The organism is Brevibacterium sp. ZH18, assembly GCF_022748595.1.
In the GTDB taxonomy this organism is placed as follows: Bacteria; Actinomycetota; Actinomycetes; order Actinomycetales; family Brevibacteriaceae; genus Brevibacterium.
The window spans coordinates 16,820-28,551 of sequence record NZ_JALDSX010000022.1 but is presented as its reverse complement, the minus strand read 5'-3'; the positions used below and the strand labels follow the sequence as shown (position 1 = coordinate 28,551).

Annotated in this window: 9 protein-coding genes; 4 read left to right on the top strand and 5 right to left on the bottom strand. The window is 65.7% G+C overall.

What is annotated here, in order from left to right; all coding sequences use genetic code 11:
* The first annotated feature begins 53 nt into the window (after nucleotides 1–53).
* Both MPN20_RS09775 and MPN20_RS09770 read left to right on the top strand, forming a co-directional pair.
* Nucleotides 54–1,169, top strand: coding sequence for a MerR family DNA-binding transcriptional regulator (locus tag MPN20_RS09775; RefSeq protein WP_242781588.1), 1,116 nt, complete (start codon nucleotides 54–56; stop codon nucleotides 1,167–1,169).
* A gap of 84 nt (nucleotides 1,170–1,253) precedes the next feature.
* Complete coding sequence (locus MPN20_RS09770) at nucleotides 1,254–1,748, top strand: SRPBCC family protein (protein ID WP_242781586.1); 495 nt, start codon at nucleotides 1,254–1,256, stop codon at nucleotides 1,746–1,748.
* Nucleotides 1,749–1,751: 3 nt separating this feature from the next.
* Here the strand turns inward: MPN20_RS09770 and MPN20_RS09765 are convergent, their stop codons facing one another.
* On the bottom strand, nucleotides 1,752–2,393 hold the full coding sequence (locus tag MPN20_RS09765; RefSeq protein ID WP_242781584.1) for a MarR family winged helix-turn-helix transcriptional regulator: 642 nt from the start codon (nucleotides 2,391–2,393) through the stop codon (nucleotides 1,752–1,754).
* A gap of 86 nt (nucleotides 2,394–2,479) precedes the next feature.
* Here MPN20_RS09765 and MPN20_RS09760 point away from each other — a divergent pair, with 86 nt between their 5' ends.
* Nucleotides 2,480–3,673, top strand: coding sequence for a hypothetical protein (locus tag MPN20_RS09760; protein ID WP_242781582.1), 1,194 nt, complete (start codon nucleotides 2,480–2,482; stop codon nucleotides 3,671–3,673).
* Between the two features lie 142 nt (nucleotides 3,674–3,815).
* Here the strand turns inward: MPN20_RS09760 and MPN20_RS09755 are convergent, their stop codons facing one another.
* Nucleotides 3,816–5,747, bottom strand: coding sequence for an acetate--CoA ligase (locus MPN20_RS09755; protein WP_242781580.1), 1,932 nt, complete (start codon nucleotides 5,745–5,747; stop codon nucleotides 3,816–3,818).
* Between the two features lie 218 nt (nucleotides 5,748–5,965).
* Here MPN20_RS09755 and MPN20_RS09750 point away from each other — a divergent pair, with 218 nt between their 5' ends.
* On the top strand, nucleotides 5,966–6,775 hold the full coding sequence (locus MPN20_RS09750) for a hypothetical protein (RefSeq protein WP_242781578.1): 810 nt from the start codon (nucleotides 5,966–5,968) through the stop codon (nucleotides 6,773–6,775).
* A gap of 12 nt (nucleotides 6,776–6,787) precedes the next feature.
* Here the strand turns inward: MPN20_RS09750 and MPN20_RS09745 are convergent, their stop codons facing one another.
* The 3 genes from MPN20_RS09745 to MPN20_RS09735 all read right to left on the bottom strand — a co-directional run bounded on the left by MPN20_RS09745 (nucleotide 6,788) and on the right by MPN20_RS09735 (nucleotide 11,715).
* Nucleotides 6,788–7,759 carry an NAD-dependent epimerase/dehydratase family protein gene (locus MPN20_RS09745; RefSeq protein WP_242781576.1) on the bottom strand — a complete coding sequence of 324 codons (972 nt, stop codon included), beginning with the start codon at nucleotides 7,757–7,759 and terminating at the stop codon, nucleotides 6,788–6,790.
* A 61-nt stretch (nucleotides 7,760–7,820) separates the two neighbouring features.
* Nucleotides 7,821–10,679: an alpha/beta fold hydrolase gene (locus tag MPN20_RS09740; RefSeq protein WP_242781574.1), complete on the bottom strand. Its 2,859-nt coding sequence runs from the start codon at nucleotides 10,677–10,679 to the stop codon at nucleotides 7,821–7,823.
* Nucleotides 10,680–10,686: 7 nt separating this feature from the next.
* Nucleotides 10,687–11,715: a 3-oxoacyl-ACP synthase III gene (locus tag MPN20_RS09735; protein ID WP_242781572.1), complete on the bottom strand. Its 1,029-nt coding sequence runs from the start codon at nucleotides 11,713–11,715 to the stop codon at nucleotides 10,687–10,689.
* Between the last annotated feature and the right edge of the window lie 17 nt (nucleotides 11,716–11,732).

Below are 11,732 nucleotides of genomic sequence, written 5' to 3'. Positions count from 1 at the left end.
TCCGATTCGCTCTTGCCTGTGCTCTCTATAGTGGAGAGGGGAGTGTGGTGCGAATGCTGATCGGCGAAGTGGCCAAGCGGTCGGGCGTGAGCGCAAGAATGCTGCGTCATTACGAATCCCTGGGCCTCATCGAGCCCAGCGAACGCACCTCCGGCGGATATCGGGAGTATTCGGCAGATGACATTGGGCGCATCTTCCATATCGAGGGGCTGCGCAAGCTCGGAATGTCGCTGTCGGAGATCGGGGCTCTGCTGTCCGACCCCACTTTTGAACCCAAGACGCTCATCGGCGACCTCATCGCCGCGTCGAAGCAGCGCATCACGGCCGAACGTGAGCTGCTCCGTCACCTCGAGCAGGTCGGCGAGCTCAGCCATGCCGACGGAGAAGCACTGCTTCTGACCATCGATCTCATGCGTTCCCTCGAGTCCGGTGACGTCATCCAGCGGCACAAGGCGGCACTGGGCAGCGGGGTCGACGGTGCCGTCCCGGTGGAGTCGCTGTCCGTCGCGGTTCTCAACGAATCGGTGCTCAACGCAGCCGGCGCAATGAGTTGGGCACTCTCGCACTCCGGGCCCGAAGCCGTTCATCATTTGGCGAAGGGAATGCGTGATCATTCGGTCGATATCCGACGCAATGCGATTCGGGCTCTTGACGAGATCCGCCGCAAGACGCCGAAGGAGGACCTGGGTGACTCCGCGGTTGCTGTCATCACCGATGCGCTGCACGCCGCACTCGGAGACCTTGACCTCGATGTGCGCAGCACGGCAGCGCTCATCCTGGGGCAGATGAGGGATTCTGTTGCGATCCCGGATCTGCTCGAGCTGGCAATGGATGGGCCCAAGGACATCGAATCCGCTGAGGCGCTGGCCGCCTTCGTCGCCGCAGCATCGTCGTCGGAGACAGGGTGGGGTGGGCCGGAGCGCGTCGGTTCGACTGCATCGTCGTCGACCCCGGATTCGGATCGGATCATGGCGGAGCTGCGCCGACAGGCTCGTTCGCCGGAGCCTGTGACGCGATTCCGGGTTCTCCAAGTTCTCATCGAGATACCCGATGCCGAGATCGATGACTTCATCAGCGAACTCAGCACCGATGAGAACTTCGAAGTGGCGGCAACGGCGACCGCGGCATTGAATCGTCGCCGGGAGTCTCGGCGAGCCGAAGCTGAATGATGCGCTGGGGTACAGTCGAGGCCTGAGTACGGAGAGCGCCTGGACCCAACGACGGATCCGGGCCTGGGCGGGAAGAGGAATGGCATGACCGAATCAACACCGGATGCAGCGGACTTGGCGATCTTCGACACGATCGACCCTGCGCTCAAGGTCGTCAGTGCGGAGATTCTGGTCGAGGCGCCCCCTGCCGAAATCTTCGACCTCATCGCCGACCCGGCTCGCCAGCCGGAATGGGACGGCAACGACAACCTGGGCGCGGCCGCTGCAGGCCAGCGCGTGACCGGTGTCGGAGGTTCGTTCATCACGACACTGACCAAGGGTGTGGATCGAGAGAACCATGTCGTCGCGTTCGAAGAAGGGCGACTCATTTCCTGGATGCCCTCGGAAACCGGCGGTGAGCCCTTTGGGCAGAAGTGGACATGGGAGATCGAACCCGCAGGCGATCGTTCGAGCCTGGTCCGCCAGACCTACGACTGGACACAGCTGCGTGATCCCCGGCGACTGCCGCGTGCGCAGTCGACTACGACAGAGAGCCTGCTGGCGTCGATGGATCGACTCAAGGCGCTTGCCGAGGCCTGACTTTCAATTCGGCCAGGCGTCGGCCAGCCGGGAGAGCAGTCGCGCCAGGAGAGCCCGCTCTTCGTCGCTGAATTCTTCGAGTGCGTGGTCGACGGTCTGTCGCTGTGCTCCGCGGAATCTGTTCGAGATCGCCTGCCCTTTCTCTGTCAGAGCGATGAGAGTGCGTCGCGCATCATCGGGGTCGGCTTCTCGTTGGAGGAGTCCCAATTCGACGCCTTGAGAGACAAGTCGGGAGGCGCGGGGCTGGTCGACGCCGATCTTCTCGCCGATCGCGCTGACTCCGAGGGCGCGTCCTGCCTGTACGAGAGTGATGAGCAGCTTCAGCTGAGCCCGACCTCCGAATCGTCCTCCGAACTTTCCGCGCCAGTCGTGCCCATCCTCGTGGCGTCCATGCTCTCCGTGGCGACGGTCGTTCTCACGTGATCGGTGACCTTCATGGCGCCCATCGCCCTCGCCCGGTTCGTCGCCGCGTGAGTGTCCGCGTCCACCGAAGGGATGCTCTCCCCGTCCGGGGCCCTCGAACATTCCTGCAGCGCCGCCGAGTCCGCCGGGAGGCCCGAAGCCTCGAGGTCCACCGGGCCCCCGCTTCCACTGCAGGCGAGTGAGGGCCTCGGCAATCGTCTGGCTGTCGTCCTCTGTGCTCATACTCCGATTTTACATGTTACTTGACATGTTCTTGAAATGCATGTCATGCTACATATACATGTCACATGACAAGTAAAGGAGTTGACATGACTACGCACGACAACGACAACAGCAACGACAGCAATTTCAACGACAATGCCGACGACCAGGTCTCGGCGAATAGCGACAGCTCCGCAGGGGACTCCACGGCAGACTCCGCGCCGGACTTCACTGAGGAATTCGCGCAGCCGGACGGCGGCGGTCTCTCGGACATGGACAATCGCGCGGACTTGGGCGATCGCGCGGACTTGGACGATCGCGCGGACTCGGACGATCGCGCGGACGATTTCGCTGATGCAGAAGGCGATCGGAACGGCTCGGGTGCCGATTCCGACCGCGCCGGCGACCACGGCGTCGGGAGTCCGTCCGATGGCTCGGACCTCCCGCATCTGTTGAAGAATGTGAGCCGACTGCTGCGCAGGGAATTCGTCGCCGCAGCTGCCTCGGCCGACATCGATCCACGCGAAATGATGCGGATGCGTCGAGACCGACGCTGGAATGCCGACGAGTCGGGCGCTTCACCCGTCGCAGAAGGCCCAGCCCGATCGGGCGAATCGGCCAACGCTGACGAACAGGTCAACCCCGACGCTCCACATGCTGCGGGCAAGGCGGACTGGAAGCGTCGGTGGAGCGAATCGACAGGCAGCGACGAGCGGGCTCACCTCTGGGAGGGCTTGCAGACGATCCGCGATCGAGTCGGAGCCAAAGTCGAAGACGTTCTGACATCAGAGGAGGCCGACTCGCTGGCAGCCTCATTGGAGAAGATCATCGACCGACTCGGTGGCGGCGAATTCGCCTCCGAAGGGCGTCCGTTCGGGCGTCACGGCTTCCCCGGAGGCCGGGGTGAAGGTCAGAACCACCGCGAAACCTGCGATCATGAACACGGCCGCAGCCACGAACACAGCCGCAACCACGAAAACGGTCGCGGTCGCGGCCGCGACCGCGGACATGGAACGGGACGAGGAGTCGACCCGCGGTTTCGCGGCGGACCAGACGTCGGCTTCGGCGATGAGCGCGATCGGGGCCCTTTCGGCGATGGGCGCGGCCTGAACTTCGGAGAGCGCCGCGGTCCAGGCTTCGGCCGCCGAGGTGGCCGTGGCCGCGGAGACGGTTCCAGTCGTGGAGACAGCTTCGGGCGTGGAGGCGGCTTCGGTCGTGGAGATGACGGGCGCGGCCGGATGGCCGAGGCCGCCTTCGAACGCGGATTCGCGGCCGGCTTCAAGCACGGCGTTCGATCCTGAGCGCAGTGGAATCGGAACCGAGGCAACACGCGGGTGGGTGACCGGCGCTCGTCGATCACCCACCACCTGCTGTCGACGGTGCACCGCAGGCAAGCAGTCGCGCCCGCTGTCCGCCCGCTGAAGCGACGAGGGGCACACTCGCTCAGCGCCGGTTGAGCACCGATTCGAGAGAGTCGAGCACTGACCGGTCCTCGATTGTCGAAGGCACAGCCGGTGAATCGACGCCGTCGGCGATCTCCCGCATCGTCTTGCGCAGAATCTTCCCCGACCGGGTCTTCGGCAGGGCCGGAACGATGTCGACCTGCTTGAAGGCGGCGACGGGGCCGATCTCCTTGCGCACCAGGGCGACCAACTCAGCGATGATCGTATCCGGATCAGTCGCCTCGGCGGAGTCGCCGAGCACAACGAGGGCGCGCGGACTCTGGCCCTTCGTCTCATCGTGAACGCCGATTACGGCCGTCTCCGTGACCGCCGGATGCGAGGCGATGACCGCCTCGATCACACCGGTCGACAGACGGTGGCCTGCGACGTTGATGACGTCATCGGTGCGGCCCATGACGAAGACGTACCCATCCTCATCCAGGTATCCCGAGTCGCCGGTGAGGTAGTAGCCGTCGAAGGCTGCCAGATACGAGGAGACGAACCGGGAATCATCACCCCAGACCGTGGCCATCGTGCCGGGAGGCAATGGCAGCTTCATGACGATGAGTCCCTCTTCGCCGGCTGGTACAGGCTTGCCTGAGGCGTCGAGTATCTCGATCTGGTACCCGGGAACGGGCTTCGTCGGTGACCCTGCCTTGAGCGGGAATCGGTTGAGTCCGAGCGGGTTGGCAGCGATCGGCCACCCCGTCTCCGTCTGCCACCAGTTGTCGACGACGGGGATGTCTCGACCGGTCGCCTCGGCGAGGATCTGTGTCGTCCATTCGTATGTGTCGGGGTCGAGGCGCTCGCCGGCGAGGAACGACGCCCGCAGGCTCGAGAGATCGTACTTCTTGATCAGCTCGCCCTCCGGGTCTTCCTTGCGCACCACGCGCATGGCCGTCGGTGCAGTGAAGTGGACGTTTACTCCGTGTTGCTCGATGATGCGGAAGAACGTGCCCGCATCCGGAGTGCCGATCGGCTTGCCCTCGAAGAGGACAGAGGTGACTCCGGCGAGCAGCGGCGCGTAGACGATGTAGGAGTGCCCGACGACCCAGCCGACGTCCGAGGCGGTGAACATCGTATCCCCGGGGTTGAGGTCGAAGAGAGTCGGCATCGAATAGGCCAAGGCGACCGCGTAGCCGCCCGAGTCGCGCACGATGCCCTTCGGTTTGCCCGTCGTGCCTGAGGTGTAGAGGACATAGAGCTCGTCGGTGGCCTTGACGGTCACCGGGTCGATCCCCTCCGGGGAGGCGGCGAGGAGTTCGGCGTAGTCGAGATCGTTCTCGCCCAGCTCGCACCGGTGTTCGTCGCGTTGGACGATGACGGAGAACTCGGGTTTGTTCTGTGCCAGGTCGATAGCTTCGTCGAGCATCGGCTTGTATTCGAGGATGCGGCTCTTCTCGACTCCGCACGAGGTGGAGATGACGGCCTTCGGAGCGGTGTCGTCGATGCGCACGGCCAGCTCGTTCGGTGCGAATCCGCCGAACACGACCGAATGGATCGCGCCGATGCGGGCACAGGCGAGCGTGGCAACAGCCGCCTCGGGGACCATCGGCATGTAGATGACGACCCGATCGCCTTTGGTCACGCCTTTGTCGGAGAGGGCTCGGGCGAAGCGTGAAACCTCGCCCAGGAGCTCCGTGTATGTGATCGTGCGGATGGTGTCCGTGACGGGGGAGTCGTAGATGATCGCTGCCTGATCGCCACGTCCGGCCTCGACGTGGCGGTCGATGGCGTTGTAGCAGACATTGAGTTCGCCGTCGGGGTACCAGCGGTAGATCGGGGCGTTCGCATCGTCGACGGCTCGGGTCGGCTCCTTGACCCAATCGATGTACTCTGTGGCCTTCTCAAGCCAGAACCCTTCCGGGTTCGCGCTGATGGCGTCGATGACATCGTCGTAGCTGGGGGACTGCTTCTCTGCGCTCGTGTTCATGTATTCATTGTGACTCATGGCACACACCCGCGCCGAGGCTGGTGCGGGTGGAATTCCGTATCTGCGGGGGTTGTGTGGGGGCCGAATTTCGTCTAGTGACGCCGCCCGCCGCACGATCAGAGCCGATTCACAGGGGCACCGCCCGAATTCCGATATCCCACGATAGGTATTGTGCGGTCATCGACTGATCGTGGGAGCAGACAAGGCACAATGGGGACATGAGATACCTTGTTGCATTCATCATCGGCATCGGCGCCCTGTTCGGAGTCAACGCCATCACCGGTATCTTCTCGATGCCGCGTCCGTGGGGTTCGCTGCTCATGGGAGCGACAGTCGGAATCACGATGGTCATCGTCCTGCTGATCTGGGAGGCAGCCAGGCCGACCCGCAAGGACTCCGCTCCCGCGAAGCCCGCGATGAGTGATGAGGACCGTGCCCGGGCGCGCGCCGAACGTCGGGAACGATTGGCCGCCGAGGCGGGGGTGAGTCTCGAAGGGATCGACGGCAGCGGTGCGAAGCCGAAGGCATCCGCGACCGATCCGTACGTCCCCGAAATTCCCGGAGAGGACAAGCCCGCGGATGCGTCAGTCGGTGCGAAGGACGACGCGGATGGAATCGAGTCGACGAAGGACCAGGCAGCCACGGATCGCTCTGCGGACGAAACGGGCAGTGACGACTCAGACGAATTCGACGAGGATCAGCTGGCGAACGACGAGACGTCGTCTGCGACGGTCGAAGAATCGGCGGCGGCTGAACCCGGAATCCACGAACCCGAAGGCGAAGCACCGAAGTCTCTGCGCGCTGACGAAGTCGACGAAGAGGCAACCGGATCGTCCTTGGAGAACCCGCCCGCAGGAGAGCCGGGCTTCTCCGTAGACGCGCTGGAAGACGCAGAATCCACCAGCTCAGACGGCACTGCACACGCCGATGCGGCTGAGAGCTCAGGCGATCCTGAGGGCTCGGGCGATCCTGACAGCGCCGATCACGACAGTGCTCCGATCGGCGAGAACTCCGACCCGAAGGACTGACCGAGGCAGCGCCTAGTCGCGTGAGTAGTGCTTCGCGAGGATCTCGAGCCCCTGCTCGACGCTGACTCGCGGTGTCCAGCCCAGCACTTCCTGCGTCCGCCGCTGGTCGAACCAGTGGGCGGTCGAGAGCTGTTCGGCCAAGAACCGCGTCAGCGGCGGTTCGTCGTCGTGCTCACCCAGATCCCACACCTTCTCCACCACGGACCCAGCCGCCAGAGCAGGACCCACGGGGATGCGCAGCTTCGGCTCCTCGGCCCCGCCGGCGATCGCGATCCGTGACATCAGCTCGCCGATGGGACGCGGCTGACCGTTCGTGACCACCAAGGCCTCACCATGTGTGGAGTCGACGGCGTCGACGGCCGCGACGATTGCCTCGACCGCGTTCTCGACGAAGAGAGTATCGACCAGCGCCGCACCTGAGCCGAGCACCGGCATGCGCCCGGACCGCGCACGGTCGATGACCCGTTCCGTCAGCTGTGCATCTCCCGGGCCCCACATCAGGTGGGGACGCAGGACGAGAACCTTGAAGTCGTCCGAGTCGGCCTCAAGGGCGATGAGCTCACCGGCGGCCTTCGTGCGCGCATACTCGCCGCGAGCTGACTCGGGTGAGGCGGGACCTGCACCGTCGCCGATGATCGAGTCTCCGGTGTGCGCCACAGACGGCGAGGAGATGTGGACCAGACGCCGGACTCCGGCCGCCTGCGCGGCGTCGATGAGCGTGCTCGTGCCGCCGATGTTCACCGCCTCGAAATCACTCGGGTCGCCCATCATGGACACCTTCGCTGCCAAGTGCACGACCGCCTCGGCGCCGGTGAGAGCCTGAGCAACGGTCGTTGGATCGGTCACAGAGCCGACGACATCGTGGGCGCCCTCGACGGCGGAGGGACGGCGCTGCAGCGTCGTCACCTCGTGGCCAGCGGCAACAAGGGCTCGGGCGACGGATGAACCGAGCAGCCCGGAGGCGCCGGTGACGGTGATCTTCATGCGAACTCCTCAGCGAAGCGAATCGGGCAACCGTGCAGTCGCCCGGGCTCAGTGGACCGGATCAGACCTTGGTGCGCACTGACCCGCCGGCCAGCACGTGATCGGCCCACGCGGCCAGACGCGAGCGGTCGATCTTCGAGTTGTGTCGGATGTCGGTTGGGAACGTCGGGGCGACGAGGACCGCGGTGAGGTCATGGCCGACCACGCGGGCGACTTGTCCGCGCAGCCGTGCTGAGATATCCAACGGTGCCAGACCGGGGGAGAGGTCCGTGCCTTCGGCATCGAGGACGGCAACCAGCGACTGTGTGCCCTCGGGGCCGATGCCGACGACGGCACTGCGGCTAACCTGCTCGTCGGAGTCGATGAGCGCTTCGAGCCCGCCCGGTCCGACGGGTCCGCGCGGCGTCGTCACCACGTGCTGCAGGCGACCTTCGAGCCAGACACGGCCTTCGGCATCGATGTGTCCGATGTCGTTCGTCCGGTGCCAGGTCCGTCCGCCGAGGTTGTCGCGCGCCGACTGCGCGGTCGTCGCCCAAAGGTTGTCGTAGCCGGACTTGATGTGCGCGGCGCTGACGACCAATTCACCCAATCGGCCCTGCGCGGCAGTGCCCTGGAGCAGCGAATCCGCAGGAGTTCCGGACGCGTCGATCGGAGCCAGCGCGAGCTCGACACCGTCGATCGGTCGGCCCACACACACGCCGAGATTGCTGGTGGCGGCCGCTTCGGCCACACCATGACGGTCGATGTCGGTGAGCAGGAGGCCCTCGGTCATCCCGTAGGGCGAGTGGATGCTCGCGTTCGGGAACACCTCGGCTATGGCCTCCATGAGTTCCAGCGGCACCGGCGCACCAGCAGAGAGCACGAGTTCAACGCGAGAGCAGGCGGCCTTCTGCTCGGCATCGAGAGCAGAGGCGGTGGCTGCGACGTTCGTGTACGCGGCGGGGGAGGCGAAGACCATGGTGGCGCTGCCGGCGATGATCGAATCGGCGATGGCGCTCGCCGTGAGCGTTTTGGGCTTCGTCACGGACATGTCCGGCGTCACCGAGGTGGCTCCGATGGCGGGCCCGAGCAGTGCGAACGGAGGGAATCCAGCAACCAGGCCGGTGCCTTCCTTCACGTCGAAGACGCTGGTCAGCACCGCTGCCAGTGCCGAGATGTCGCCGTGTGTATAGCGCACGCCCTTGGCCGGTCCGGTCGAGCCGGAGGTGAAGAGGATCGCGGCATCGTCGGTGACCGCGGGGGTGGGGAACTCGGCGCGGTGCGGGGTGCGCGAGAGTGCCGTCAGGCTGGTCTCGACCTTGAACAGTCGGCGCTGCAGCGGGCCCAGCGGGGACACGGAGATGCGACGTCCGGGCCAGTTGAAGGCGCGGGCGAGGCTGAGTCCGGGCAGTTCCCCGATGATCCATTTCGGATCCGCCGAGGTGGTCGCCCGAGTCATGCCCTTCGGCCCGAGTCCTGCGTCGGCGACGACCGCGACCGCGCCGATCTTCAGGCAGGCGTAGAGCGCTGCGGTGAGGTTGTTGCCGGGCGGGACGAGCATGGAGACCCGATCGCCGGGACGCACGCCGAGGTCGAGCAGGCCGTTCGTGATGCTCGTGGTCACGTGCCAGAGGTGACGCCAGGTGATCTGCTGTGCCGGGTTCTGCGAGAAATCCACCGAGGCGATCGACTCGTCATCGCGGCGGGCGTCGAGGATCCCGGTCACCGGGCGAGCCGGTGCGGCGGACGTCGCCGAGGCTGCTGCGGCGTGTTCGTTCGACGGTGTCGGGTCCGTGGTCGCCTGCGAGTCTGGTGCCGCTTTCGGGGTCACCGGGAAGGTGGCCGCGGTCGGGAACTGCGCCGCGAGCCAGTCGGTGACGACTCCGGCCACGTCGTAGTCCTCGCTGACGAGGTGTGAGCCGAGTTCGAAGCGGTGGACGTCGGCCTGCGGCAGACGTTGGCGCAGATCGCGCAGGTAGCGTTCGAGGAACACCGGGTCCTTCGGTCCCCACACGAGCAGAGCCGGGTGGTCGAAGGCGGCGATGTCCGCGCCGATGCGCTGCAGCTCCGGGTCGGAGGCATGCTTGTCGTCGACGGGAATGTCTGCAACGAAGCCGCCGATGCCGTGTCGCAGCGCAGCCGTCTCGTACGGAGCGCGGAAGGCGCTCTTGGCCGTCGGATCGAGATCGCCGAGGCTGAGCGTGACCCGCAGGAATCCGTCGGTGACGACGGTGGCGGTCGGCAGCATCGGGCCGGCGAGGGTCGCTCGCAGCGGAGCGGGGATCGGCGAGTCCTCAGGCTGATGGACGGCGGTATTCAGACTGATCGCCGCGGAGACGAGGTCGGCGTTGCGTGCCGCCCATCCCAGGGACAGGACTCCGCCCCAATCGTGGCCGATCGTGACGATCGGGTGATCGGTCCCGGTGGCAGTGGTGGCAGTGGTGGCAGCGGTGGCACTGCCGGCCGACGTGCCGGAGGACCGGACGGGTGCGGCAGCCGACGAAGCCTCGACGGCAGCGGCGCTGCCGGCAACCTCGGCGAGGAGGGTGGTCGCGACCGCATCGAAATCGCCGATGCGCTGGGAGATGCGGCGCACCTCGGCGTTCGCGGGCGTCGGCAGCGAATCGTGGGCCAGGCGCTCAGAGAATCCCATCTCGAGCTGATCGGGGGCGATGAGCCTCCACACGCGTCCGCCGGCGCGAGCAGAATCCACTGTCGCCTGCGCGAGGTGGCGCCACAGGTACGACCAGGTCGGGTTGCCGTGCAGAGCGAGGATGGTGCCGCTGGGTTCGAGCTCGGCGTCGGTGAGGACGTCGAGGGTGTCGAGGACGTGGAAGGAATGTGTCCCGTCCTCGGTCTGCGCGTCGACGATTCGGGACCAGGCGGGGTCCCACTCGGGCAGCTTCGGAGGAGTCGTGGCCGGCCGTGCAGGAAATTTCATGAGGTCTCTACCACTCGATTTCGGTCATTGCGGTGTTGAGGCCGGAGCCGACACCCATGCACAGGATGCGGTCGCCACGTTTGAGGGTCGAAGCTTCACGGCTGAGCGTGATCGGCAGCGAAGCGGGTCCGACGTTGCCCAGCTCCGGGTAGGTCACGGGAATCCGGTCAGGGTCGAGATCGGCGGCCTTCGTGATCGAATTCGTGTGCACGTCGGAGACCTGGTGCATGACATAGCGGTCCATGTCGCGCCAGTTCCAGCCGTCGGCATGGGCTTCTTCCCAGGCGGCGACGACGAGTTCCATACCGCCGGCCAGCAGACCTTTGGTGTCGGTGAACATCCCGTTGTGGTCGCCGACGCACAATTCGTGGTGCTGGGTGGCGGCGCGCGTGATGCCGCCGTGGATGCGGTGGCCTTCTGGGTGCTTGTCGGCGGGTCCGAGGACAGCGGCTGCGGCACCGGAGCCCAAGGTCAGCGAGGCGAACTCGTTGAGGTACTCCTCGCGGGTGATCTCCGGCCGATTGAGCCGACGCAGCGTGGCCTCTTGGACGCGGGAGGCGTCCTCACCGGCGACGACGAGCCCGTACTCGATCTGACCTGCATCGATCATGTTCGCGACCAGAGTCATTCCGTTGACGAAGCCCAAGCACGCATTCGCGATGTCGAAGTTCATGGCCTGCGGACCCAGCCCGATACCGGCGTGGACGCCCACGGCCACGGAGGGCTCGAGGTGTTCGCGGGTGACCGAGGTGTTGACCATCAGTCCGATGGCATCGGGGGGCACCCCTGCCTCGACGAGGGCGTTCTTGCCGGCTTCGATCGCACCGTCGGCGAACTGACTCGGCTGGTCCCAGTTGCGACGCGAGTGGACACCGGCCACACGCTGCAGGAGCCTGGTGGGCAGGCGGAGGTTGGACAGAGTATCGGCGAGGCGCTCGTCGAATTCTTCAGAGGTCACTTCATTCGGGGCGATGGTCTCGGTCAGCCCGAGAAGCGCCACGTTCGAGTGCCGGAATGTTGCGTTGCCGTTCGCCAATTGAGGTTCTCATCCCT